Genomic DNA, 23,358 nt, shown 5'->3' on the forward strand with positions numbered 1-23,358 from the left:
AAGGACCGCCAGCCCCGAAATGGTATTTTTGCCCTTCCCACAGCCGGCTCTAGAATTTTCATCGCAAATCAAGTTATGATGCACTTGGTATTTCCCGGGACGGCTTGCGCCGCTTGGAATACCGGGAGGAACCGGGACATGGCCGTTGCGCTTGTACTCGTTCTGATAGTCGTGGGCTCGGTGTTGTTCCACTTCCTGAGCCCATGGTGGTGGACGCCGATTGCCTCGAACTGGGACTATATCGACAACACCATCATCATAACTTTCTGGATCACCGGTGTCGTCTTCGCCGCCGTGGTTCTTTTCATGGCCTATTGCGTCTTCCGCTTCCGTCATCGGGAAGGCAATCAGGCGGCATATGAACCTGAGAACAGGCGGCTCGAATCCTGGCTGACGGTCGTCACCGCGGTTGGCGTCACCGCTTTGCTCGTTCCAGGCCTGTTCGTCTGGAGCCGGTTCGTTAACGTTCCAAGCGACGCAACCGAGGTCGAAGTCGTCGGCCAGCAGTGGCAATGGAGTTTCCGCCTCCCCGGCAAGGACGGCAAGCTCGGCACATCCGACACTCGCGACGTCAACGCTGAAAATCCACTCGGCGTCATCGCCACCGATGCCAACGGCCAGGACGATGTCGTAGTGGAAGCGGCCGACCTGCACCTCCCGGTAGGCAAACCGGTCAAGATGCTGCTCCGCTCGGTCGATGTGCTGCACGATTTCTACGTGCCGGAATTCCGCGCCAAGATGGACATGATCCCGGGCTCGGTCACCTATTTCTGGTTCACTCCGACCAAGACCGGAACCTTCCAGGTCCTGTGTGCCGAACTCTGCGGCCAGGGACATCCGATGATGCATGGCGTGGTCATGGTCGATACTCAGGAAGACTATCTGGCGTGGCTTGGCCAGCAGCAGACTTTTGCGCAGCTGTCCGCCCCCCAGCAGATGGGCTCGGCAGAGTAGGAAACCGGAACGACGGCGCGCCGTCGGGATTGAAATTAGTGTGGCAAGCCCGAACTGTCGGGCTGGCCGAAAAGGGCACGGAGGTGTTCCTATGGTCGATATCACACCTGCAGATGCGGTACCGCCGGCCGAAGTCGCGGAAATGGAACTCTACCATCCGCACAGCTGGTGGACGAAATACGTTTTCTCGCAGGACGCCAAGGTCATCGCCATCCAGTATTCGGCGACGGCGACAGCGATCGGCATGGTCGCGCTGGTGCTATCCTGGCTGATGCGGCTGCAACTCGGCTTCCCCGGCACATTCGACTTCATCACCCCGGAAGCCTACTACCAGTTCATCACCATGCACGGCATGATCATGGTGATCTACCTGCTCACGGCACTCTTCCTGGGCGGCTTCGGCAACTATCTGATCCCGTTGATGGTTGGTGCTCGCGACATGGTCTTTCCCTATGTCAACATGCTGAGCTACTGGATCTATCTGCTCGCCGTGCTGGTCCTGGTGTCGAGCTTCTTTGCGCCCGGCGGACCGACGGGTGCCGGCTGGACGCTCTATCCGCCGCAGGCAATCATGACCGGTACGCCAGGCGGCCAGGACTGGGGCATCATCCTGATGCTTGTCTCGCTGATCCTGTTCATCGTCGGCTTTACCATGGGCGGCTTGAACTATGTCGTGACGGTGCTGCAGGGGCGCACGCGCGGCATGACGCTGATGCGCCTTCCGCTTACTGTCTGGGGTATTTTCACCGCCACCATCATGGCGCTGCTCGCCTTCCCGGCGCTGTTCGTCGCCTGCGTGATGATGCTGCTCGACAGGGCGCTCGGCACCAGCTTCTTCATGCCGGCGATCGTCGAGATGGGCGAACAGTTGCAGCACGGCGGCGGCAGCCCGATCCTGTTCCAGCATCTGTTCTGGTTCTTCGGCCATCCGGAGGTCTACATCGTGGCGCTTCCGGCCTTCGGCATCGTATCCGACCTGATCAGCACCCATGCGCGCAAGAACATCTTCGGCTACCGCATGATGGTCTGGGCCATCGTCGGCATCGGCGCGCTGAGCTTCGTGGTCTGGGCGCACCACATGTATGTCAGTGGCATGCATCCCTATTTCGGCTTTTTCTTCGCCACAACGACATTGATCATCGCCGTCCCAACAGCCATCAAGGTCTATAATTGGGTGCTGACGCTGTGGCGCGGCGACATCCACCTCACGATTCCGATGCTTTTTGCCCTGGCCTTCATCGTCACCTTCGTCAATGGCGGGTTGACCGGCTTGTTCCTCGGCAATGTCGTCGTCGACGTTCCGCTGTCGGACACGATGTTCGTCGTCGCCCATTTCCATATGGTCATGGGGGTTGCCCCGATCATCGTAATCTTCGGCGCGATCTATCACTGGTATCCGAAGGTCACCGGCCGGATGCTGAACGAGACACTGGGCCGGTTCCATTTCTGGGTCACCTTCCTCGGCGCCTATCTGATCTTCTTTCCCATGCACTATCTCGGCTTGATGGGCGTGCCGCGGCGGTACAACGAATTGACCGACATGACGATCATGACGGAATCGGCCCACCACCTGAACTCGTTTATCAGCATCATGGCTTTTATAGTCGGTTTTGCTCAGATTGTGTTTCTGTTCAATCTCATCTGGAGCATCCGCCATGGCCGTGAGGCTGGCGGCAATCCGTGGCGGGCAACGACGCTCGAGTGGCAGACGCCCGAAACACCGCCCGCCCACGGCAATTTCGGCAAGGATCTGCCGATCGTCTATCGCTGGGCCTATGACTACAGCGTACCGGGAGCCAAGGAGGACTTCATACCGCAAAACGTTCCGGGCTCCTTCGCGCCCTCCAGGGAGCCGGCATGAGCGTAATCCTGGTCTTCCTGCTCGTGATCGCCGGTATTGCCGGGTGGTGGCTTTCCCATCAGCGGCTAATGACGAAGCCGTGGCTCGAGCCAGGTATGATCGGGGATTTTGTCGCTCTGGACCGATCGGCGCTGCCGACCGCAAAGATCGGTCTCGGCGTCTTCCTTGCCGTCGTCGGCTGCCTGTTCGCGCTGTTCACCAGTGCTTACTTCATGCGCATGGCGCTGTCGGATTGGCGGCCGCTGCCCATCCCGCCCCTGCTCTGGCTTAACACCGGCGTACTGGTCTTGAGCAGCATTGCGATACAGTGCGCTTCGCTCGCGGCGCGCAAGGGTCAAGTGGACATGGTCAGGCTTGGCCTCGCCACCGCTGGACTCACGGCGCTCGTCTTCCTGATTGGACAGCTTGTGGCATGGCGGGAACTGAGTGCGGACGGCTATTTTCTGGCATCCAATCCGGCCAACAGCTTCTTCTACCTGCTAACGGGAATGCATGGCCTGCATATACTGGGAGGACTGGTCGGGCTGGGCAGAACGAGCGTCGGCGCCTGGAACGGAGCGCAGCCGCAGCGGCTTCGCCTCAGTGTCGAGCTGTGCGCCATGTACTGGCATTTCCTGCTTTTCGTCTGGCTCGCCATCTTTGCGCTTCTGGCCGGGTGGGCTTCGACTTTAATCGACATTTGCCGAGGGTTGCTGACCTAGGAGGAACGGGCGGATGGCAGAGACGACACTGGTCCACATCGGCCGAACAGAGCCGCGGCCCGCAGGCTGGCAAGGCATCGCCGCCGACTGGTCCTCGGATCAGCGGGCGTTCAAAAACGTGTCCTGGGGCAAGGCCATGATGTGGATCTTCCTGCTCAGCGACACGTTCATCTTCGGCTGCTTCCTGCTCTCCTACATGACCGCGCGTATCTCAACACGCGTGCCGTGGCCCAATCCGAGCGAGGTCTTCGCCCTGCGCATCGGCGGCTCCGACATTCCACTGATCCTTATCGCCATCATGACCTTCGTGCTGATCTCGAGCAGCGGAACGATGGCCATGGCGGTCAATTTCGGCTACCGCCGCGACCGCCGCAAGACGGCAGTGCTGATGCTCTTGACCGCAGCACTCGGCGCGACCTTCGTCGGCATGCAGGCCTTCGAATGGACCAAGCTGATCACCGAGGGCGTGCGGCCTTGGGGCAATCCCTGGGGCGCTGCCCAGTTCGGCGCATCCTTTTTCATGATTACCGGCTTTCACGGCACGCACGTGACGATCGGGGTGATCTTTCTGATCATCGTGGCGCGAAAGGTCTGGCGCGGAGACTACGACGTCGGACGGCCCGGTTTCTTCACCAGCCGAAGGGGCCGCTACGAGAACGTCGAAATCATGGGGCTTTACTGGCATTTCGTCGACCTGGTCTGGGTGTTCATTTTCGCATTTTTCTATCTTTGGTGAGAGGCAGGACATGGCTGAAGCAACCGCAAACGGCCTGGGACAGCATGCGCTGGACAGCGCCCGTACCCATGATGCGACGACGACCGGGTTTACCCCGGCGGAGGTTCATCAAGAGCACCCGATCAAGCTCTATCTGGTGGTCTGGGCGTGGTTGTTCATCCTCAGCACCTGCTCCTATCTGGTCGACTATTTCGGTCTCCACGGCTATCTCAGATGGTCGCTGATCCTGATCTTCATGATCCTCAAGGCAGGACTGATCGTCGCCATCTTCATGCACATGGCCTGGGAACGGCTGGCACTGGCATATGCAATTATCCTGCCGCCGGTGCTGGTTCTGGTGTTCGTGACGATGATGGTCTTCGAAGCGGACTACACGCTTCTCACCCGAATGGCGTTTTTCGGGGCCGGGCCCTGACATGCAATCCGGATCCAGGCCGTCCGGTCCTGGAGCCTTCGCCTTGAAACAATCCACGGCTGGTCCATTTCTGTTGGTATCGGAAACGACAGGCGATGCCGGCGTTTCCACATGCGTCGCGAACACCAGCAAGGGGCGCCCAAGATGACCATCGCAAACAGACTGAAGGACTTCATCGATAGGAAAGGAATTTCCTACGACACCGTCGAGCACCACCGCACGGCGACAAGCAGACAATCCGCCATTGCGGCACATGTGCCTGGCAGCATAATGGCCAAATCGGTGGTCGTTCACCACGACCGTGGCTACGCGCTCGCCGTGGTTCCAAGTACGCACAGGATAGAACTCGCGACATTGCAGGATGTCATGGAGAAGCCTCTTGGACTTGCCTCCGAAGACGAGGTGGTCTCGTTGTTCGGCGATTGCGACGTCGGCGCTGTGCCGCCGATCGGCGCTGCCTATGATGTGCCAGTGGTCCTCGATGAAAGCCTCGGCGACGCTCCCGAAATCTATTTCGAGGGCGGTGACCATAGGACGCTGGTGCATGTGAGCGGCAAGGATTTCCGCGACCTGACAAAGGACGCGCGCCAGGCCCGTTTCAGCCACCCGGCCTATTGAAAGCTCTGCCCCACCCTGCCCGCACCGGCACTTTCACCGGTGCGCGCAGGGCAGGTTTTTTCAGCTCACGGTCTGGTGGCCGGCGGCGATTCCACAACTTTCCGATAGACATGCCAGGTCGCATGACCAAGGATCGGCAGCACGACTGCCAACCCGGCGAACACTGGCAGCGAGCCGACGATCAGGGCGACGGCGACGATAAGGCCCCACACGGCCATCACGATCGGGTTGGCCAGGACAACGCGCACCGAGGTGTGGATGGCTTCGTAGGCGCCGACATCGCGGTCGAGCAACAACGGGAATGCGACGACCGTGGTGCACAACACAACCGCGGCGAACACGAAGCCGATGGCGTGACCCAGGATGATGAGCGTCCAGCCGCGTCCCGTGGCGAATATTTCACTGATGAAGCTGGACAGCGATTGCGGCGGCGCCGGGCCGAACAGGGTCTGGTAGAATATCTGGGCCGTCAAAAGCCAGGCGATGAAGATCGCAAGCAGCATGACGCCGACCGCTGCAATAGCCGGCAGTGCTGGAGAACTCCTGACCTCAAAGGCGTGCCTCCACGAGGCGTCGAGCCCGGCTTCCCGTCGCCGGCTGATCTCATAGAGGCCGATCGCCGCGAACGGACCAATCAGTGCAAAGCCGGATACAAGCGGAAACAGCAATGGCAGCGTGTTGTTACCTGATGTCCAGACAGCAAGCACGACTCCCGCAATCGGATAGATCAGGCAGAGAAAAACGATGTGCGACGGCTTGACCATGAAATCATCGACGCCACGCCTGAGCGCATCAAAAAGATCGGAGACACCGATTTTTCGAATTCTGGTGTGTTCCAGCGCCTCGCTGGCGCCTGCTATTACGTGAAAGCTTGCCATGACCATTCCTCCAGACCAGGTCCGGTAAGGTCGCGTTTTACGGTGCTGCCGTTCCGCATGATTGGCCCACGCAAACCGCGACCTGCACCATGATCAATATACTCTCATGCGGGGGACTTGTCGCGCTTTGTAGGAAGGCCCGGGAGTAGGAGGTCCCGGGTAGCCTGACTAGCTACGGACGCCGTTCTTCGATATGCTCTTCTAGTCGAAGGTGAAGGTCATGGACGGAAGGACAGTTCTCATACTCGGCCTTGGCGTCATTATTCTGCTGTTGCTGGGATTTTGTGCTCTGCCAACGTGATGTTTTGAGCCGGGGTCAATAGTCGGCTGAAGCGATCACTCGCATTACAATGGTGTCGGCAAGCAACGCCGCAAATATTGCGAAAAGATAGACAATCGAATACGCAAACAGTGCCTTTGCCGGCTTCATCTCCTTGTCGGCGACGAGAACCTTCCAGGCCTGCCAAATGAAACCTGCACCCAACGCGGCTGAAACAGTGCCGTAATATCCGCTCGCGAAGCCGAAGCCCCAAGGAAGCACGCCGATTGGCGCCAAGAGCAGCGAATAGGCGAAGATTTGTTTTCTGGTCGAGTGCTGGCCGGCCACATTCGGCATCATCGGGACCCCCGCCGCGGCATAGTCACCGACCTTGAAAAGGGCCAGCGCCCAGAAATGAGGCGGCGTCCAGAGGAAAATGATCAGAAACAGGATGAGACTTTCAATGCCGATTGCGCCGGTTGCAGCAGCCCACCCGATTACCGGAGGAAGGGCGCCTGCCGCGCCGCCTATGACGATATTCTGTGGCGTCGAGCGCTTCAGCCACATCGTGTAGATAACAACATAGAAAAAGATGGTGAACGCCAACAACGATGCGGCGAGCCACCCCACCAGCACGCCGAGCGTCATGACCGACAGTGCGGAAAGCACCAGACCGAAGCTGAGAGCTTCGCCAGGCGTGACGCGACCGGACGGAATTGGTCGCTTGGACGTGCGAGACATCAAGGCGTCTATGTCTGCGTCGTACCACATATTGAGCGCGCCGGCGGCTCCCGCTCCAACCGCGATTGCGCCGATGGCAATTACGGCGATAACTGGATTCATCACGCCGGGCGCCATCATCAGGCCGACGAAGGCAGTAAACACGGCAAGCGCCATGACGCGTGGCTTCAAAAGCGCAAAGAAATCACCCGCCGTCGCCTCCGAGAGGCGGATGCCGGTATCCTTGAGACGGCTTTCTTCAGTCGACATTCAGACGACCACCGATGGGAATGGCAGCCTAGCCGGCCAATGTCTTTTTTGCAACGAGCCGCCCTCCCCACCGACACTGCCGGCAGATTGCGGCCGAGGCTATGCCTCGACCTGTTTGCTATGCCAAGATCCGGCGGAAGAGTCGGGCTATTTGGAGAATTGCTTCAGATAAGCAATGACGTTGGCGATGTCCTCGTCTTTCTTGAGGCCGACAAACGCCATCTTGGTTCCTTTGACCATCGCCTTGGGATCGCGAAGGTAGGTCGTCAGCGTGGCTTCGTCCCATTTAACGCCGGATTTTCCGGCCTCGGTCATAGCCTTGGAATAGCTGAACCCTGGATGCGTGCCGGCCGTTCGGCCGATGACGCCGTTCAAGGACGGACCGATCTTGTTCTGATCCTTGTCCGCGATATGGCAGACCTTGCATTTGGCGAAGACCTTCTCACCCGCCGCGGCATCCTGTGCCCGCGAGGGGCCGGCAATGACGGTGGCGACGGACATGATGATAAAAAACACAATGGCACGCATGGCATTTCCTCCCTGATCGCCAATTTGCCCTGGCTGACCTGCACAGGCCGACATTTAGTCCGCTGGCATGCGCTCTTGAATGGCAGAACGGATATCCAATGCCTGGGGTTGCGGCACCTACATACCACAGAACCCGGCCGGCAGGTAGAGTTCGGCCATGCAAAGGTTTAATGCGGACAATCTGCTCAAGGCAATTTGGTGTTGCAGCTGGCGGCGATCCGGCCGATCGCCCCTTCAACTCCGGTGAGGTCAAACTCGGCTTTGCCGCGCCCCGACAGCAGCCCGAACCGCCAGGACAGCAGCAGCCGGTCCGCGGAAATCAGTCGCCTGATGCCGTCGGCACCGTCGCGGACCAGCATTCTGCTGCGCGGGCCGACCGACCAGCTTTCGTTGAGCTTGCCGGATTGGCCGACAGTCACCGACATGGCGATGGTTCGGCTGGCGGAAACGGTGTCGCTCAGTTGCAGCCATTCGCTCCAACGCGGTTCGCCGGCTGTCCGGCAGGCGATCGTCAAAACCGGGCTGTAGCTCAATGCGCCGCCACCGGTGATGAGCTTGTTGGTCGCGTAAAGCGAGGCGGTGACAAGGCCATCGCTGCTCTTGTCGAACCGCCAGTTGTCGAGAACCGTATCAGCCTGGGCAATGCCGCAGACCGACGCAAGCAGGAACGCCGCCGCCACGCTTCCGATACCGAAGAACTGTCTCAACGATGCCTCCAACAACCGCTGCGGTCAGCAACCCAGCGCAGATAATCATCAAAGCTTCATATCGCTACCTCGACCGCCAGATGCGTGAAATCCGTTGCGTCTGCGCCACAACGAAAAAGGCCGCCTCGAGAAGGCGGCCTTTCGGAATTCAGCAGGGACGTTATTCAGCGTCCTTGGCGGCCTTCTTCTTCGGCGCGGCCTTTTTCTTCGGCTCTTCAGCGTCGTCGTCGGCCTTCTTGGTGTCCGCTTTTTTCGCAGCCGCCTTCTTCGCCGGCTTGGCCTTGGTTGTCTCCGTATCCTCGTCGTCGGCCAGCAGCTCTTCCTTGCTGACCTTGACATCGGTGACCGAAATCTGGCCGAGCAGATGGTCAACCACCTTCTCTTCGAACATCGGCGCGCGCAACGTGTTCAGCGCTTCGGGATTATTGCGATAGAATTCGAAGGCTTCCTGCTGCTGGTTGGCCGGATAGCGACGCACCTGCTCGAACAGGCCGCGCTGCAATTCCTCGTCCGTCACGGTGACGCCGGCCTTCTCGCCGATTTCGGCGAGAACCAGGCCGAGACGCACGCGGCGCTCGGCAAGCCGCATGTATTCGGCACGCGCTTCTTCTTCCGTCGTCTCTTCGTCGGCAAAGGTGCGCCCAGCAGCTTCGAGGTCGCGGTTGACCTGGTTCCAGATGTTGTTGAACTCGGCCTCGACGAGCTTGGACGGCGCCTCGAACGAGTAAGCAGCGTCGAGCTGGTCGAGCAACTGCCGCTTGACTTTCTGGCGCGTTATCGAGCCGAACTGGTTCTCGATCTGACCGCGCACCACCTCGCGCAGGCGCTCCAGCGATTCAAGGCCGAGATTTTTGGCCATCTCGTCGTTGATCTCAAGCGCACCGGGCTTCGACACTTCCTTGATCGTCACGTCAAAAGTGGCTTCCTTGCCGGCCAGATGCGCCGCCTGGTAGTTTTCCGGGAAGGTAACCGTGACCTGCTTCTCGTCGCCGGCCTTGCTGCCGACCAGCTGGTCCTCGAAGCCGGGGATGAATTCCTTCGAGCCGAGCACCAGCGGCTGATCGGTGCCGGCGCCGCCGCCGAAGGCTTCGCCGTCGATCTTGCCGACATAATCGATGGTCACACGGTCGCCCTCGGCGGCCTTGCCGGTCTTCGGCTCGTAAGTGCGGGCGGATTCAGCGACACGCTTGACCTGCTCGTCGATCTCTTCATCCGGCACGTCGAACACCTGGCGCGTCACCTTGATGTCGGAGAAATCCTTGATCTCGATCGGCGGAATGACCTCATAGTTCAGGCGGAACTCGAAATCGGCAGCGCCTGCCAGGATCTTCTCGGCTTCCTTCTCGTCCTCGGTCATGATCACTTCAGGCTGCATGGCGGCCTTTTCGCCGCGCCCGGTGATGATCGAACGGGTCGAATCATTGAGAATCTCGTTGACCACTTCGGCCATGAATGATTTGCCGTAGACCTTGCGCAGATGCTGAACCGGCACCTTACCGGGGCGGAAGCCGTTGATGCGGACCTTGTTCCTAGCATCGGAGAGCCGCGCCATCAGCTTGGCTTCCATGTCACCGGCCGGCACGGTGATCTTGATCTCGCGCTTGAGACCGGAGTTGAGCGTTTCGGTGACCTGCATCATAAAACCTTTGTTTCCACCAATGAGGCCGTCAAACGGCCCCTGCCGTTTACAGCCTGCCGGTATGATCTTGCCGGGAATGGCTTTTGGTGCGGGACTTGGCGATCTGTCCGCTCAACGCGGCACAAATCCTCCAGAAATACGCTCCAAAATGTGAATAAGTCTTTGTTTTTCCTACTTCTTATCACATTCTGCAGAAGCGGATCGTCGCGTCCCGTCACATTCGACACGCCTTTTGTCACAGGCGCGGCCGATTTTCAACCGTCTTTGCATTCCGGCCAATGATGCCGATATCGGCCCTGACATTGACAGAATGATGGCTACATGGGATTGGCCGGGCAATGCGGATGTGGCGGAATTGGTAGACGCCCTGGATTTAGGTTCCAGTGCCGAAAGGCGTGGGGGTTCGAGTCCCTTCATCCGCACCACCCTTCGCTCTTCGAGCTTCGGGTGGCAGGCCACTCGAAGCTCCTCCGAAGCCTTGGCGAAGGAGGATCATTGCCAAGGCCGTAGCGCGATCTAATAAAGCGGCTCCTCGAACAGTGTCTTGTCGCCGTCCACCAGCGCCTTGATCTGCGCCGTGCCGTTGGCCGCGATCGCCACCCGGATGCCGAACGGCCGCACCCGCATGTCGTTCTGGATCGCTATCCCCTCGCCTTCCGGTAGATAGAAGCGCTCGATGCCGTACTCCGGCGCGATCGTCGTTGCTCCCTGGCTGATATTCCAGCCCTCGGAGACGTGTCCGACGATATCGGCTTCATCGGATGCTGCCGGCGCCGGCGCTTGCCCGAACCAAGCCGCGGTCGGCCCCCAATAGCCGTCGGCGCCCTGCTTCAGCCTGACCACGATCGACGTTTCCTCGCTGGAAAGCTTGCCGGCCGGAATGTTGCCGATCAGCTTCACCGGTATGCGCGAAATATCGTAGCCGAGCAGAATGTAGTCACCGCGCAAGAGATCGCGCGGATCGATCGGCTCGACCCTGAGCAGGACCTGCTTGCCATCGCGCAGGATCGCCGCGCGTCCGGCGATGATCCAGCTCAGAAAGCCGATCTGGACGAGCGCCAGGACCAGCGCCGAGATGATCAGTCTTTTGCCGGTCATCATGCCGCCGCTCCTGTCATGTTCGAGGCGTTCATGCGCTTTTCTATGCGGATGATAATGAAAGCAAGAACGGCGAGAAGCACCGCCGCCGCAAGGAAGAAGCCTGCCGTGTCGAGCATTGATTGCAGCATCACCACATAGATGATGGCGAGTTCGAAGGCGAAGCCCGCATAGGCAACCCAGCGCAGTCCCCGGCTCTCGCGGCCACCCAGCACGATCGCCGCGACGATGCCGGCCAGCGCAACAGCCGAGGCAATGGCGAAGCCGCTATTGTAGCTGCTTTCATCCGCCAGTTCGAATTGGATCATCGCCAGGCCGGTGAGAAAGCCGATCAGCGCGTGCAAGGGCAACCTGCCGCCGAGTTGCAAAACCCTCTCGACCGGCCCGGCAGCAAAGATCGCAGCGGTAAAAAGCAGCACCGATGCGGCAACGAGCGGGATGGCGACTTGCAGCGTGTCGTATTCCATGGCCAACAGCACGAGGTAGAAAAGGACCGACAGGATGATCAGGTGGCGCGCCGCCTGGCTGCGCGTCCAGAACGAAACGGCGAACAGAATTAGCGCCATGACCACGAAGAGATGCGGAAATTCCGTGCGCCGGAAGTAGTCGAACCCTCTCAGGAACAGCCAGGCATCGGCGATGCCGACGGCAGCGACGGTCAGCGGGTTTGAGCGCAGCGCCACCGCCGCCAGCGCCGTGCCGGCGCCCCAGGTGATCAAGGCCGAGGCCTCGTCGCCCGACAAATGATACATCTGGCCGATCAGCGCGATCGAACCGCCGAATGCCGCCGCCGCGACGATCCACAGTGCTTCGCCGATCGCCGCATGGTCGCGCATCTTCAGCACCGCGCCGCCGACATAGCCGGCAAGGATAACGGCAAAAAGTGCCGCGACCCGCACCAGCCGCGGGATGACTTCCCAGTTGGCGGCGATAAAGATCAGGATAGCCGCGCCGAACAGCAGCGCCGCCATCATCGCCAGGATCGAGCCGAAACTCAGCGATTTGCGTTCGTTTGCCTCGACGTCGCGCGTCAGCGCATCGGCTGTCGGCGCGTCGATCAGGCCAGCCTGCTGCCATCGCGCGATATCCGACCTGACCCGTGACGAATAGCTCGCCATGCCCCTCCCCCTTTGCTTGGTCCTTTTAGCTCGTCCGGCCAAGCGTTTGACCTAACGGCATTTTCCGATCTGGGCGGAAAACCGGACGCGCGTTAATGCTGCATTGCACAATTTGCATTGCTGCCATGCACCAATAGCGCTTTTAAATCGATATAACCTCACCTATTTTCACGGTGCACACAAAGACGGAATGATCCGAAAGAAAGACGAAACGAGACTACCATGAACCTGATCCGCAACTATCGCAACTGGCGCCGCTATAGGGACACCGTGTCCGAGCTGAACCGCCTGAGCACCCGTGAACTGACCGACCTCGGCATCAGCCGCAGCGACATTCACTACGTCGCCCGCAAGGCGGTCTAATCCTTCGGGCCGCAAATGGTCCGAACCAGTTTTGAAAAGAGAACGACAATGAACCTGATCCGCAACTATCGTAACTGGCGCGTCTACCGCGAGACGGTTACCGAGCTGGGTCGCCTGTCGAATCGCCAGCTCAACGATCTCGGCATCGTCCGCGACGAGATCAAGATGGTCGCTCGCAGGGCGATCTAACAACAAGAATTTCGCCAGGGTCGACCTCCTCCCCGACCCTGACGGATACGGTCAGCCTTCACCTCCTCCCGAGGGTTGACCACAAAAACGGCGCCCGCCGGACCTCCTCCCCCGGCGGGCGCTGTTTCCAGGTTGTTTCTAAAAGGGTTTCGCGCCCTTCAAATGGCGAAAAGAATTTCGTTAAAGCCGACCTCCTCCCCGGCAATGACGAATACGGTCGATCTTCACCTCCTCCCGAGGATCGACCAACAAAACGACACCCGCCGGATCTCCTCCCTCGGCGGGTGTTGTTGTTTTGGGCGGTCTTTCCTAGGCAGCCCACTTGCGGTGCGATCCCTGGCAATTGCAATCCTCGCGCCAAGCGACTATTTCGGCGCTCATGGACAAGAACCCCATTCACGTTATCGGCGGCGGACTTGCCGGCTCGGAAGCCGCCTGGCAGGCGGCCGAAGCCGGCGTTCCCGTTGTCCTTCATGAAATGCGTCCCGTCCGCGGCACCGATGCGCACAAGACCGACGGGCTGGCCGAGCTCGTCTGTTCCAATTCCTTCCGCTCCGACGATGCGCAAACCAATGCCGTCGGCCTGCTGCACGCCGAAATGCGGCTGGCCGGTTCGCTGATCATGAGCGCCGGCGACGCGCATCAGGTGCCGGCCGGCGGTGCGCTGGCCGTCGACCGCGACGGATTTTCCGAAGCGGTGACCAGAAAGCTCGAAGCCCACCCGCTCATCACCATCCAGCGTGAGGAATTGCCGGGCCTGCCGCCGGCGGACTGGGACCAGGCGATCGTTGCCACCGGCCCGCTGACGGCGCCGTCGCTCGCCCAGTCGATTGCGGACGCAACCGGCGCCGACGCGCTCGCCTTTTTCGATGCCATCGCCCCGATCGTCCATTTCGACACGATCGACATGGATATCTGCTGGTTCCAGTCGCGCTACGACAAGGTCGGTCCCGGCGGCACCGGCAAGGACTACATCAACTGCCCGATGGACAAGGAGCAGTACCTTGCCTTCATCCAGGCGCTGGTCAACGGCCAGAAAACCGAATTCAAGCAGTGGGAAGGCACGCCCTATTTCGACGGCTGCCTGCCGATCGAGGTGATGGCCGAGCGCGGCGTCGAGACATTGCGCTACGGGCCGATGAAGCCGATGGGGCTGACCAATGCACACAATCCGTCTGTAAAGGCCTATGCCGTCGTCCAGCTTCGCCAGGACAACGCACTGGGCACGCTTTACAACATGGTCGGCTTCCAGACCAAGCTGAAGCATGCCGAGCAGGTGCGCGTATTCCGCACCATTCCCGGGCTGGAAAACGCCGAGTTCGCGCGCCTAGGCGGCCTGCACCGCAACACCTATATCAATTCGCCGACGCTGCTCGATGCGTCGCTGCAGTTGAAATCGCGGCCCGGCTTGCGTTTTGCCGGCCAGATCACCGGCTGCGAGGGCTATGTCGAGAGCGCCGCCATCGGCCTGCTTGCCGGACGTTTCGCGGCCGCCGAAAGGCTTGGCCATGCGCCGTCGCTGCCGCCCTTGACCACCGCTTTCGGCGCGCTGCTCAACCACATCACTGGTGGCCATATTGTCTCCGACGACGAGCCGGGAAAGCGCTCCTTCCAGCCGATGAACGTCAATTTCGGTCTGTTCCCGCCCGTGGACGCGCCAAAGATCGAGGGCAAGCGGCTGCGCGGCAAGGACAAGACGGTCGCCAAGCGGCATGCGGTGACATCGCGCGCGCTCGCCGACTGCCGCGAATGGCTGGGGCTGCCTTTTCGGGCGGAAGCTGCGGAATAACGATCAGGTTGGCTACGCGGCAGCCTCTATGCGACCGGCCAGCCCCGCGTCGCGCGCCGGAACAAGAGCAAATGCCGGCGCAAGGCCGAAAGCCGCACCGCGCCATCAAGCGGTGAGTGGCGGGAGCCCTCCATCTTGCCGAGATACGCGCCCGTCAGAGCCAGCGGCAGAAAGGCCGGACGCAGTGAAACCGGCAGGGTGGACGCCCCCTGCTCGAAAGCGGAAAGATGCTCGCGTGCCAGCGCGATCATCGCGGCAACGGCGCGTTCCGCGCCCGGCCCGCCGTCGCCTGTAACGAATTCTTGCGGCGAGGATCCCGCCGCTGCCAAAATGTCGGCCGGGACAAAGCACTGTCCCCGCTTGCGATGCAGCGGCAGCAGAAGCAGCAGACCGGTCATCGCCTGCGCACAACCTGCCCTGCCGGCAAGTTCGGCAAAGCGCGGTGCTTCGGCCGGATCGAGCACGATCGCCGCAAGCTGGATGAGCGCGGCGGCAGTCTCGCCGCAATAGCCTTCGAGATCGGTGCGCGACGGCATCGGGTCGTCATAGAGATCGAAGACGCGCGCTTCGAGCATATTGTCGAAAGCCGCCTTGGGCAGGCGGTGAGTGGAAATCGTCGCCTTCAGCGCGTCCGCCACGGGATGGCCAATCTCTGCCTCATCCTCTTCGGCGGCGATGACATCGCGCCACCATTGCAGCCGGACCTCGCCCGGCAGCGCTTCGCGGATGCGATCGCGTATGCCGGCAATTTCGGCGTTGAAGGCATAGAGCGAAAACAGCGCGTCCCGCTTGTCTTCGGGCGCGTAGAGCGCGGTCAGATAGCGGTCATGATCGGCGGCGCGCACCGTCTCCATGACGACTTTGGTGTTTTCGGCCACGTCAGTCGACGGCGAGGAGTGCTGCCGCCACGGCGCGGTCTTCAGCCAGCAGCACATTATAGGTCCGCACCGCCGCCCCGGTCGACATCGGATCGGCGGAAATGCCGGCGTCCTTCAGCGCGGCACGCAGCGCGGTCGGCAACGGCCTCAGATCCTTGCCGCTGCCGACCAGCAGGATCTCGACCTTGGCGGCCTCGTTGAACAGCTTGGTGAAATCCGCTGCCGTCAGCGCCAACGGATCGGCCGGCTCCCAGCCATAGATGCCAGAAGGCAGGCACAGCAGCGAGCCGCGATGCGACATGTCGGCAAAGCGGAAACCGCCATTGCCGTAAGCCTCGATCGGTGCGCGGCCGGGGAAATGCGCCTCGCGGATGACGATGCCCTTGGCCACTTTTGAGGCAAGCCGTCAGGTGGCTATGGCTTTGCCGCCGCCCACCGGCTTTTCCTCATCGGACGCTGTGGCCTGCGGCCGCAGCTTGAACAGGATAAGCAGTGGCGCGGCGATAAAGATCGACGAATAGGTGCCGAACACGACGCCGAACAGCATGGCCATGGTGAACGAGCGGATCACCTCGCCGCCGAACAGCACCAGCGCCAGCAGCGCCAGGATCGTCGTCACCGAGGTCAGCGTCGTCCTCGACAGCGTCTCGTTGATGGCGTTGTTCAGCAATTGCGGCAGCGGCATTCGCTTGTATTTTCGCAGATCCTCGCGAACACGGTCATAGACGACGATCGTATCGTTGAGCGAATAACCGATGATAGTGAGGATCGCCGCCAGCGACGACTGGTTGAATTCGAGGCCGGTGATGACGAAGAAGCCGATCGTCATGACCACGTCGTGAACGGTCGCAACGATGGCGCCGACCGCGAACTGCCATTCGAAGCGGAACCAGACATAGATCAGGATGCCGAGCAGCGCGACCAGCATGGCAATGGTGCCTTGCTTGGCAAGCTCGCCCGAGACCGTCGGCCCGACCACTTCGACGCGGCGGAAATCATACTGGTCCTGCAGCTCGCCGCGCACTTTGTCGATGACGGTCTGTTCGGCGTTCTCGCCGCCCTCCTGCGTGCCGACGCGGATCAGCACGTCGTTCGGTTCGCCGAACTGCTGAACCTGCACCTCGCCGATATTAAGTTCCGTCAGCCTGCCGCGGATGTCGGCCAGATCGGCATTGCCGGTCTTGGCCTGCACCTCGATCAGTGAGCCGCCCTTGAAATCGATGCCGTAATTGATGTCGATGGTCATGAAGCCGATGACCGACAGCACCGAAAGCACGCTGGACAGTGTGAACGTCCAGCGGCGGATGCCCATGAACGGAATTTTCGTTCCCGGCGGAATGAAGGTCACCGGCGCGCGCGGCAACTCCTTCGGACGGGCCCGGCGAAGCCAGATCGACACCAGCAGGCGGGTGAAGGTGAAGGCGGTGAAGACCGTGGTCAGGATGCCGATGGCATAGGTGACGGCAAAGCCCTTCACCGGCCCGGTTCCGAGCCAGAACAGCACCACGGTTGCGATCAGCGAGGTCACGTTGGAATCGACGATGGTCGCCAGCGCCTTGCTGAAACCGGTATCGATCGCCTGAATGACCGAGCGGCCGGCACGTCGCTCCTCGCGGATGCGTTCATAGATGAGGACGTTCGAATCGACCGCCATGCCGATGGTCAGCACGATACCGGCGATACCAGGTAGGGTCAGCGTCGCTCCAAGCAGCGACAGCAGCCCGACGATCATCGCAACATGCACCGCCAGCGCGATATTGGCGAGGAAGCCGAGGAAACCGTAGGCGACGAACATGAACGCCACCACCAGGATTGACCCGATGATACCCGCGACCTTGCCGGCATGGATGGAATCCTGGCCGAGACCAGGCCCCACGGTGCGCTCCTCGATCACAGTCAGCGTCGCCGGCAAAGCGCCGGCACGCAGCAGCACGGCGAGGTCGTTGGCGCTCTCGGCAGTAAAATTGCCCGAGATTTGGCCGCTGCCGCCAAGGATCGGTTCGCGGATCTGCGGCGCCGAAATCACCTGATTGTCGAGGATGATGGCGAACAGCTTGCCGACATTCTGCGATGTCGCCTGGCCGAACCGCGTCGCTCCCCTGGAATTGAAGGTGAACGAAACCACCGGCTCGTTGGTCTGGGAGTTATAGGTCGCACTCGCTTTGTCGAGGTCTTCACCCGAGACGATGACGCGGTTCTCGATCAGATAGGGAACGGGCGGATCGTCCTGCGAATAGAGCACCGAGGACCCCGCCGGCGGGCGGCCCTTGAGCGCATCCTGCACCGGCATCGACTGGTCGACCATCTGGAAGGTCAGCTTGGCGGTCTGGCCGAGGATCTCCTTCAGCCGCTGCGGATCCTGCAGGCCCGGCACCTGGACCAGAACGCGATCGTCGCCCTGCCTTTGCACGATCGGCTCGGTGGTGCCGAGCTCGTTGACGCGGCGACCGACGACCTCGATCGACTGCGTCAGCGCCGCCGAGGTGCGGTATTTGATGCCGGCATCGGTGACGGTGAACTTCAGCAGGCCGGGCTGGGATTCATCCAGCGTCATCTCCCGGATGGAGCCGCCGCTGAACAGGCCAGCTTGCACCGGATCGGTTAATGTCTTCAACGCATTCTTGGCGGCATCGACCTGATTGGCATCGGTGATGCGGACCTGAACGCTGCGGCCCGATCCGGAAAGGCCGGTATAGCCGACCTTGGCATTGCGCAGCAGCGTTCGAATTTCGTCGCGCGTCGTCTCCAGCTGGTCCTTGATCAGATCGTTCGGATCCATCCTGAGCAGGATGTGCGAGCCGCCCTGCAGGTCGAGGCCGAGCGTCATCTGCCGCTTCGGCACCCAGTCGGGCAACTTGGCCAGCGTGCTGGCGGAAAAAAGGTTGGGCGCAGCGAGGACCACTGTGGCGGCCACGGCCAGCCAGATCAGGATCATCTTGAAGCGCGAAAAATAAAGCATATGGCGTCGTCCGTCAGGGCGTACTGGCGGATCGTTCCGCCGACAATTCGGTTATTTCTTGGCGTTCTGGTTCGCCACCGGCTCGCCCTTAACCTGCACATCGTCAATTGTCGAGCGCGGTGCAGTCAATTTGGCGCCGCCGCCGGGATCGGTTCCGACGTAATTGGCTGATCTCCTGCCCTATTCTAATTCTGCCCGCCGCCAGGCGCTATAGTGCGTTCTTCAACTATTTTCAGTCTTGCCGGCAACGGACCAGAACGCAAAAGCAGGGCAAGTTCTTTGGCGCTCTCATTGGTGAAGTTGCCTGATATCTGGCCGGAGCCGCCAAGGATCGGCTCGCGGATAACTGGCGCCGAAAGCACCTGACTGTCGAGGATCATTGCAAACTGCTTGCCGACATTCTGTGAGGTCGCTTGAGCAAAACGCGTTGTACCCTTGGAATCGAAATTGAACGATACAACCGGCTCATTCATGGCCGAATTGTAGGTCGCCCGGGCATCGACGATGTTGTCACCGGAAACAATCACACGATCTTCGACCAGATAGGGAATCGGCGGATCGTCCTGCGAATAGAGCACCGAAGAGCCTCGCGGCGCCCGGTTGTTGAGCGCATCCTGCACAGGCCACGACGTATCGACCATTTGAAATGTCAACTTGCCAGTCCGTCCGAGAATGTCCTTGAACCGGACTGGGGTCCGCAAGCCGGGCACCCGAACCAGTATTTGGTCATCGCCTTGCTGCTGCACGATCGGTTCGAAAGCGCCACTCTCGCTAACCCGGAGTTTGACGACTTCCATCGACGGCACCAGCGCCATCAATGTCCGAAGCCTGACGCCAGCATCCGTTATTGTGAGGCTGAGCAATCCGGGTTCCGGCTCATCAAGCGCGATCTCCTCGACTGGGTTCGTCCCGGCAACCGGATCGGTGAATATTTTCAGGGCTGTTTTGGCGGCATCGATCTGAGCCGGATCCGAAATGCGGACCTTGACCTCGCGACCCCATCCAGCAAGGCCCGTATAGCCGATCCTGGCATCGCGCAGCAGCGAGCGAACGTCATTGCGCACCGTCTCCAGCCGGTTCTTGATCAGATCCTCCTTATCCACCTCAAGCAGAATCTGCCAACCACCTTGCCGGTCGAAACTCGCCTGCCGCTTCGGCAGCCAGGCAAGAAGGTCGACGAGCGTACCGTCCGGCTTCATAGCGCGCGCGCCAAGCATCACGCCCAAGACCACCATGCCGGCAACAGCCAGCCAGATAAGAATCTTGGTAAGGCGCGAAAACCACATATGGCGTTGCCCGTTGCGGATCGTGCCGCCCGAAGACCCGGTTATCTCCTGAGCTTTATTTCTTGGCGTTCTGGTTCGCCACCGGCTCGCCCTTGACGCGCACGTCGGCGATCGTCGAGCGCAGCGCCGTCACCTTGGTGCCGCCGCCAAGGTCGATCTCGAGCTCGTTATCGTCGATCACCTTGGTTACCTTGCCGACCAAGCCGCCACCGGTGACAACGGTGTCGCCGCGGCGAACCGCCGCCAGCATCTCGCCGCGCTTCTTCAGCTGCGTGCGCTGCGGCCGGATGATCAGAAAATACATGATCACGAAAATCAGAGCAAACGGCACGATCTGGATAAACATTGCGGACGAGTCCCCGCCGATGCCTTGGGCGTATGCCGGTGTCACGAACATCGAGGTACTCCTGAATTTTAAAAACAGCCGCCTTAACCGTTCTGGGAATTTGACGGCCCCGCCAAATTTGGCCGGAATATAGTCGGTAACGTTGCCAATGCAACTGCGCGGCCGGGCAAATCGGCTGCTTTTCCAGCCTGGTGAGCCGTGTTAGAGGGTGATCCCCAAAAGCGACGCTCGGTTTCCGCAAAAGATCATGCCCGAACAAATGCTTGGGACGAGTTTCGAAACCGCTGAAATCAGGTAGGTTGGCCTGCCGCACCATCCTGAAAGCGAAACAAAAAAGACAAGAGATGACCGACAGTACCATCGATATCCTGAGCCAGAAGCTCGACCGCCTGATCGAGGCGGTCGCCCGCCTCGCCCCGCCGCCGGTGCCGCAAACCAACCTCGGCGAGGCCGATTGCTTCGTCTGGCAGGCCGATCCCGGCTATCTGGAACCGGTGCGCAAGGTCAACCGCGTCGACATCGGCCTGATCCGCGGCGTCGACCGCGTCCGCGACATATTGGTCGACAACACCGAGCGCTTCGCCTCCGGCTACGCCGCCAACAACGTGCTGTTGTGGGGCGCGCGCGGCATGGGCAAATCGTCGCTGGTCAAGGCGGTGCACGCCGCGGTCAACGCTTCGGCCAAGCTCGACCTGCCGCTCAAGCTTATCGAGATCCATCGCGAAGACATCGACACGCTGCCGAAGCTGATGGGACTGCTGAAGGCGGCACCCTTCCGCTTCATCCTGTTTTGCGACGACCTGTCATTCGACCATGACGACACGTCCTATAAATCGCTGAAGGCAGCGCTTGAAGGCGGCGTCGAGGGCCGCCCGGCCAACGTCATCTTCTACGCCACCTCGAACCGGCGGCATCTGTTGCCGCGCGACATGATCGACAATGAGCGCTCGACGGCGATCAATCCGTCCGAAGCGGTCGAGGAAAAGGTTTCGCTGTCGGACCGTTTCGGCCTGTGGCTTGGCTTCCACAAATGTTCGCAGGACGAATATCTCGACATGATCGAAGGCTATGTCCGCCATCACGATCTCGCCATCGATCCCGAGACGCTGCGCGCCGAGGCGCTGGAATGGGCGACGACGCGCGGCAGCCGTTCGGGCCGCGTCGCCTGGCAGTTCACCCAGGATCTGGCAGGCCGGCTCGGCAAATCGCTGAAGGATTAGCCGCTCAAGGACTAACAGCAGAAGAAGCCCGCACCTTGCGGAGCGGACTTCCTCGGCGGGCTGAAGGTCAAGTGGCCCGCAAATCGCTTTCGTCTTCTATTCGAGATAGGTCGAAGGATCGACCGGCGCCGAGTTCTTGCGCACTTCGAAATGCAGTTTCGGCGAGTCGGTGGTGCCGCTCATGCCGGACAGGGCGATTTCCTGGCCGCGCTTGACCTTTTGGCCGCGCTGCACCTCGATCGAGCTGGCGTGGCCGTAGACAGTGACCAGACCGTTTTCGTGCCGCACCAGCACCGTGTTGCCGAATTCCTTGAGGCCGTCACCGGCATAGATGACGACGCCGTTTTCAGCTGCCTTGACCGGCGTCCCCTCGGGCACGGCAATGTCGACGCCGTCCTTGCCGCCGCCGAAGCTTGAGATCACGCGGCCGCGCACCGGCCAGCGCATCTTGCCGATGCCCGTTGCGTCCGGCGCCACCGCATCGTCGTCCTCGGCCTGCTGGATGACTTTCGCGTCCTTCTTTGGCGGCGTGTAGGAGGCGAGCGTCTGCGTCGGCGTGGCCTTGGCAGGCGGCTGGGTGGTGGCCGTCGTCACCGGATCGACCTTTGCCGGCTTCGCACTGGCGACGACAGCGGTTCCGCCTGCCGGCACTTTCAGGGTCTGGCCGATCTTGAGCAGTCCATCCTGCATGCCGTTCGCCTGCTTCAACGCGACGACGCCGACGCCGGTCTTTCTGGCGATGGCCGACAGCGTATCGCCTTGCTGAACCGTGTAGGTGCCGCCAGCACCGGCTGGCTTGGCCGTCGCCGAAGCCACTTTGGGCGCGGTCTTTCCATCCTTCGGCTGGCTTGCGGCAGCCGAGGCGTCCACCTGCGCGGCAGACTTGCCTTCCCTGAGCTTCGGCTGCTGCGGCAGCACGGCCACCTTCTCCGGCGCGTCGGCCGGCTGGTCGTGCCTGGTGCCGTTCGCGGGCTTGGCGTCGGCGACTTTCGGCGTGGCGCCGTTGCTCGAATACGCATAGGCCGGGATGACGAGCTTCTGGCCGGTCTTCAGCCCCTTGGTCGCGCTCAGCCCGTTTACTTTCATGATGGCATCGGCCGGCACGCCGTAGCGCCGTGACAGGCCGGAAATGGTCTCGCCGTCCTTGACGACGATCTCGGTTGCATGCGGTGCGCCGGCGGCCGTCGCCATGCGCGGCGCGTCGGGCTCGGCGTTCTTGAACGGCCTTGCCGCCGGAGCGACGGTGCCGGTTGCCGTCCTGTCGACACGAGGAGCGGCAGGCGCCAGGGTCGGCGCGGCAGCGGTACGCACCGGACGGGCTGCGGGTGCCAGGGCGGGAGCCGGCGGTGGCAACTGCTGTCCCGTAACCGGTTCGAGGCTTGAGCGGCTGACCGACTGGGTGTGGCTGCCGTCGATCGGCGCGGCCGCAACATCGCCCGGATAGGGCTGGGCAGCATCCTGCTTGTCGATGATGGCGCGCTGGTTGTTGGTCGAGGCGGTGAACACGTCATCGACGCTGTTGAACCGCGCCACCTGGGAACTACACCCCGTCGCAGCGCCTGCGATCATGAGGACGGCGCAGCCACGCGCCAGATTGCGTCCGTTTGCCTTCAAAACACTGAATTGCATCGCACTAACCCGCACAGACCCGGTACAACTGAGTGTGATTAAAGCGCGTTAATGTTACCGGTCGGTTAAACTTGTAGAATCAGACGCAAATTTTCTTAAAATATTCGAGGATCGAGCGCCGGGTGTGTCGAGATTCAGGTCAGGCCGAGCCGAAAATGGTGGGTTCCGAGAACCGGAGCGGAGCGTACTTTTGGGTA

The 23,358-nt window shown here is 61.0% G+C and carries 23 protein-coding genes and 1 tRNA gene; 11 read left to right on the plus strand and 13 right to left on the minus strand.

From position 1 onward, the window contains the following. Nucleotides 1-138: 138 nt before the first annotated feature. The 6 genes from coxB (at nucleotide 139) to NKJ28_RS10900 (ending at nucleotide 5,285) form a co-directional block, all read left to right on the plus strand. Entirely contained in the window at nucleotides 139-954 is an 816-nt protein-coding gene (coxB, locus tag NKJ28_RS10875; RefSeq protein WP_023678900.1) for a cytochrome c oxidase subunit II, read from the plus strand. Between the two features lie 91 nt (nucleotides 955-1,045). Continuing rightward, nucleotides 1,046-2,815, plus strand: coding sequence for a cytochrome c oxidase subunit I (gene ctaD, locus NKJ28_RS10880; RefSeq protein WP_023678901.1), 1,770 nt, complete (start codon nucleotides 1,046-1,048; stop codon nucleotides 2,813-2,815). Continuing rightward, nucleotides 2,812-3,516, plus strand: a complete 705-nt coding sequence (locus tag NKJ28_RS10885; RefSeq protein WP_352635480.1) for a cytochrome c oxidase subunit 3 — start codon at nucleotides 2,812-2,814, stop codon at nucleotides 3,514-3,516. Before ctaD ends, NKJ28_RS10885 begins: the two co-directional genes overlap by 4 nt. A gap of 13 nt (nucleotides 3,517-3,529) precedes the next feature. Further along, complete coding sequence (locus NKJ28_RS10890; protein WP_352635482.1) at nucleotides 3,530-4,252, plus strand: heme-copper oxidase subunit III family protein; 723 nt, start codon at nucleotides 3,530-3,532, stop codon at nucleotides 4,250-4,252. Nucleotides 4,253-4,262: 10 nt separating this feature from the next. Continuing rightward, on the plus strand, nucleotides 4,263-4,667 hold the full coding sequence (locus tag NKJ28_RS10895; RefSeq protein WP_352635484.1) for a cytochrome C oxidase subunit IV family protein: 405 nt from the start codon (nucleotides 4,263-4,265) through the stop codon (nucleotides 4,665-4,667). A gap of 144 nt (nucleotides 4,668-4,811) precedes the next feature. Continuing rightward, nucleotides 4,812-5,285: an aminoacyl-tRNA deacylase gene (locus NKJ28_RS10900; protein ID WP_352577606.1), complete on the plus strand. Its 474-nt coding sequence runs from the start codon at nucleotides 4,812-4,814 to the stop codon at nucleotides 5,283-5,285. A gap of 65 nt (nucleotides 5,286-5,350) precedes the next feature. On the opposite strand, the gene NKJ28_RS10905 is transcribed toward NKJ28_RS10900, so the two are convergent. The 5 genes from NKJ28_RS10905 to tig all read right to left on the minus strand — a co-directional run bounded on the left by NKJ28_RS10905 (nucleotide 5,351) and on the right by tig (nucleotide 10,283). Beyond that, nucleotides 5,351-6,163: a DUF2189 domain-containing protein gene (locus tag NKJ28_RS10905; RefSeq protein WP_352635486.1), complete on the minus strand. Its 813-nt coding sequence runs from the start codon at nucleotides 6,161-6,163 to the stop codon at nucleotides 5,351-5,353. A 316-nt stretch (nucleotides 6,164-6,479) separates the two neighbouring features. Further along, a complete protein-coding gene (locus tag NKJ28_RS10910) occupies nucleotides 6,480-7,412 on the minus strand; it encodes a heme o synthase (protein ID WP_023678907.1) in 933 nt (310 codons plus the stop codon). Nucleotides 7,413-7,559: 147 nt separating this feature from the next. Then, complete coding sequence (locus NKJ28_RS10915; RefSeq protein WP_502894605.1) at nucleotides 7,560-7,913, minus strand: c-type cytochrome; 354 nt, start codon at nucleotides 7,911-7,913, stop codon at nucleotides 7,560-7,562. A gap of 212 nt (nucleotides 7,914-8,125) precedes the next feature. Continuing rightward, nucleotides 8,126-8,647, minus strand: a complete 522-nt coding sequence (locus tag NKJ28_RS10920) for a hypothetical protein (protein ID WP_352635489.1) — start codon at nucleotides 8,645-8,647, stop codon at nucleotides 8,126-8,128. Between the two features lie 160 nt (nucleotides 8,648-8,807). After that, on the minus strand, nucleotides 8,808-10,283 hold the full coding sequence (tig, locus tag NKJ28_RS10925) for a trigger factor (protein ID WP_352635675.1): 1,476 nt from the start codon (nucleotides 10,281-10,283) through the stop codon (nucleotides 8,808-8,810). Between the two features lie 343 nt (nucleotides 10,284-10,626). Between tig and NKJ28_RS10930 the strand changes: the two genes are divergently transcribed. Then, nucleotides 10,627-10,711 (plus strand) — tRNA-Leu (locus NKJ28_RS10930). Nucleotides 10,712-10,802: 91 nt separating this feature from the next. Here NKJ28_RS10930 and NKJ28_RS10935 read toward each other — a convergent pair. Both NKJ28_RS10935 and NKJ28_RS10940 read right to left on the minus strand, forming a co-directional pair. Then, nucleotides 10,803-11,387 (minus strand): GDYXXLXY domain-containing protein, encoded by a 585-nt coding sequence (locus NKJ28_RS10935; RefSeq protein WP_352635491.1) that lies wholly within the window; start codon nucleotides 11,385-11,387, stop codon nucleotides 10,803-10,805. Next, entirely contained in the window at nucleotides 11,384-12,502 is a 1,119-nt protein-coding gene (locus NKJ28_RS10940; RefSeq protein ID WP_352568847.1) for a DUF2157 domain-containing protein, read from the minus strand. The genes NKJ28_RS10935 and NKJ28_RS10940 overlap by 4 nt, the downstream gene beginning before the upstream one ends. 222 nt (nucleotides 12,503-12,724) lie before the next feature. Here NKJ28_RS10940 and NKJ28_RS10945 point away from each other — a divergent pair, with 222 nt between their 5' ends. The 3 genes from NKJ28_RS10945 (at nucleotide 12,725) to trmFO (ending at nucleotide 14,843) form a co-directional block, all read left to right on the plus strand. Then, nucleotides 12,725-12,865 (plus strand): DUF1127 domain-containing protein, encoded by a 141-nt coding sequence (locus NKJ28_RS10945; protein ID WP_023678913.1) that lies wholly within the window; start codon nucleotides 12,725-12,727, stop codon nucleotides 12,863-12,865. A 48-nt stretch (nucleotides 12,866-12,913) separates the two neighbouring features. Continuing rightward, nucleotides 12,914-13,054, plus strand: a complete 141-nt coding sequence (locus NKJ28_RS10950; RefSeq protein ID WP_023678914.1) for a DUF1127 domain-containing protein — start codon at nucleotides 12,914-12,916, stop codon at nucleotides 13,052-13,054. A 379-nt stretch (nucleotides 13,055-13,433) separates the two neighbouring features. Continuing rightward, complete coding sequence (gene trmFO, locus NKJ28_RS10955) at nucleotides 13,434-14,843, plus strand: methylenetetrahydrofolate--tRNA-(uracil(54)-C(5))-methyltransferase (FADH(2)-oxidizing) TrmFO (protein ID WP_352635493.1); 1,410 nt, start codon at nucleotides 13,434-13,436, stop codon at nucleotides 14,841-14,843. 26 nt (nucleotides 14,844-14,869) lie between these two features. Here the strand turns inward: trmFO and NKJ28_RS10960 are convergent, their stop codons facing one another. The 5 genes from NKJ28_RS10960 to yajC all read right to left on the minus strand — a co-directional run bounded on the left by NKJ28_RS10960 (nucleotide 14,870) and on the right by yajC (nucleotide 20,363). Beyond that, nucleotides 14,870-15,697 (minus strand): phytoene/squalene synthase family protein, encoded by an 828-nt coding sequence (locus tag NKJ28_RS10960; protein WP_502894606.1) that lies wholly within the window; start codon nucleotides 15,695-15,697, stop codon nucleotides 14,870-14,872. Between the two features lie 25 nt (nucleotides 15,698-15,722). Continuing rightward, on the minus strand, nucleotides 15,723-16,112 hold the full coding sequence (locus NKJ28_RS10965) for an Mth938-like domain-containing protein (RefSeq protein ID WP_352568849.1): 390 nt from the start codon (nucleotides 16,110-16,112) through the stop codon (nucleotides 15,723-15,725). 15 nt (nucleotides 16,113-16,127) lie between these two features. Beyond that, nucleotides 16,128-18,680, minus strand: coding sequence for a protein translocase subunit SecDF (gene secDF, locus NKJ28_RS10970; protein ID WP_352568850.1), 2,553 nt, complete (start codon nucleotides 18,678-18,680; stop codon nucleotides 16,128-16,130). Nucleotides 18,681-18,865: 185 nt separating this feature from the next. Further along, a complete protein-coding gene (locus NKJ28_RS10980) occupies nucleotides 18,866-19,966 on the minus strand; it encodes a SecDF P1 head subdomain-containing protein (RefSeq protein ID WP_352587894.1) in 1,101 nt (366 codons plus the stop codon). Between the two features lie 55 nt (nucleotides 19,967-20,021). Then, complete coding sequence (gene yajC / locus NKJ28_RS10985) at nucleotides 20,022-20,363, minus strand: preprotein translocase subunit YajC (RefSeq protein ID WP_352451381.1); 342 nt, start codon at nucleotides 20,361-20,363, stop codon at nucleotides 20,022-20,024. A gap of 293 nt (nucleotides 20,364-20,656) precedes the next feature. Between yajC and NKJ28_RS10990 the strand changes: the two genes are divergently transcribed. Then, the gene (locus NKJ28_RS10990; protein WP_023678922.1) at nucleotides 20,657-21,532 is read left to right on the plus strand and encodes an ATP-binding protein; all 876 of its coding nucleotides are present in this window, start codon (nucleotides 20,657-20,659) and stop codon (nucleotides 21,530-21,532) included. A gap of 96 nt (nucleotides 21,533-21,628) precedes the next feature. Here the strand turns inward: NKJ28_RS10990 and NKJ28_RS10995 are convergent, their stop codons facing one another. Further along, a complete protein-coding gene (locus NKJ28_RS10995) occupies nucleotides 21,629-23,161 on the minus strand; it encodes a peptidoglycan DD-metalloendopeptidase family protein (RefSeq protein WP_023678923.1) in 1,533 nt (510 codons plus the stop codon). Nucleotides 23,162-23,358 lie beyond the last annotated feature (197 nt).

It is taken from the genome of Mesorhizobium sp. M0145 (genome assembly GCF_040322355.1).
In the GTDB taxonomy this organism is placed as follows: domain Bacteria; phylum Pseudomonadota; class Alphaproteobacteria; order Rhizobiales; family Rhizobiaceae; genus Mesorhizobium.

Excerpts from the sequence above, each read along its gene's own strand:
- NKJ28_RS10890 (WP_352635482.1), top strand. The coding sequence starts at position 3,530 with ATGGCAGAGACGACACTGGTCCACATCGGCCGAACAGAGCCGCGGCCC.
- NKJ28_RS10960 (WP_502894606.1), bottom strand. The coding sequence starts at position 15,697 with ATGGAGACGGTGCGCGCCGCCGATCATGACCGCTATCTGACCGCGCTC.
- NKJ28_RS10990 (WP_023678922.1), top strand. The coding sequence starts at position 20,657 with ATGACCGACAGTACCATCGATATCCTGAGCCAGAAGCTCGACCGCCTG.
- NKJ28_RS10980 (WP_352587894.1), bottom strand. The coding sequence starts at position 19,966 with ATGTGGTTTTCGCGCCTTACCAAGATTCTTATCTGGCTGGCTGTTGCC.
- NKJ28_RS10995 (WP_023678923.1), bottom strand. The coding sequence starts at position 23,161 with ATGCAATTCAGTGTTTTGAAGGCAAACGGACGCAATCTGGCGCGTGGC.
- trmFO (WP_352635493.1), top strand. The coding sequence starts at position 13,434 with ATGGACAAGAACCCCATTCACGTTATCGGCGGCGGACTTGCCGGCTCG.
- NKJ28_RS10915 (WP_502894605.1), bottom strand. The coding sequence starts at position 7,913 with ATGTCCGTCGCCACCGTCATTGCCGGCCCCTCGCGGGCACAGGATGCC.
- NKJ28_RS10885 (WP_352635480.1), top strand. The coding sequence starts at position 2,812 with ATGAGCGTAATCCTGGTCTTCCTGCTCGTGATCGCCGGTATTGCCGGG.
- tig (WP_352635675.1), bottom strand. The coding sequence starts at position 10,283 with ATGCAGGTCACCGAAACGCTCAACTCCGGTCTCAAGCGCGAGATCAAG.
- coxB (WP_023678900.1), top strand. The coding sequence starts at position 139 with ATGGCCGTTGCGCTTGTACTCGTTCTGATAGTCGTGGGCTCGGTGTTG.
- NKJ28_RS10905 (WP_352635486.1), bottom strand. The coding sequence starts at position 6,163 with ATGGCAAGCTTTCACGTAATAGCAGGCGCCAGCGAGGCGCTGGAACAC.
- yajC (WP_352451381.1), bottom strand. The coding sequence starts at position 20,363 with ATGTTCGTGACACCGGCATACGCCCAAGGCATCGGCGGGGACTCGTCC.
- NKJ28_RS10950 (WP_023678914.1), top strand. The coding sequence starts at position 12,914 with ATGAACCTGATCCGCAACTATCGTAACTGGCGCGTCTACCGCGAGACG.
- NKJ28_RS10945 (WP_023678913.1), top strand. The coding sequence starts at position 12,725 with ATGAACCTGATCCGCAACTATCGCAACTGGCGCCGCTATAGGGACACC.
- secDF (WP_352568850.1), bottom strand. The coding sequence starts at position 18,680 with ATGCTTTATTTTTCGCGCTTCAAGATGATCCTGATCTGGCTGGCCGTG.
- NKJ28_RS10900 (WP_352577606.1), top strand. The coding sequence starts at position 4,812 with ATGACCATCGCAAACAGACTGAAGGACTTCATCGATAGGAAAGGAATT.
- NKJ28_RS10895 (WP_352635484.1), top strand. The coding sequence starts at position 4,263 with ATGGCTGAAGCAACCGCAAACGGCCTGGGACAGCATGCGCTGGACAGC.
- ctaD (WP_023678901.1), top strand. The coding sequence starts at position 1,046 with ATGGTCGATATCACACCTGCAGATGCGGTACCGCCGGCCGAAGTCGCG.
- NKJ28_RS10935 (WP_352635491.1), bottom strand. The coding sequence starts at position 11,387 with ATGATGACCGGCAAAAGACTGATCATCTCGGCGCTGGTCCTGGCGCTC.
- NKJ28_RS10910 (WP_023678907.1), bottom strand. The coding sequence starts at position 7,412 with ATGTCGACTGAAGAAAGCCGTCTCAAGGATACCGGCATCCGCCTCTCG.
- NKJ28_RS10940 (WP_352568847.1), bottom strand. The coding sequence starts at position 12,502 with ATGGCGAGCTATTCGTCACGGGTCAGGTCGGATATCGCGCGATGGCAG.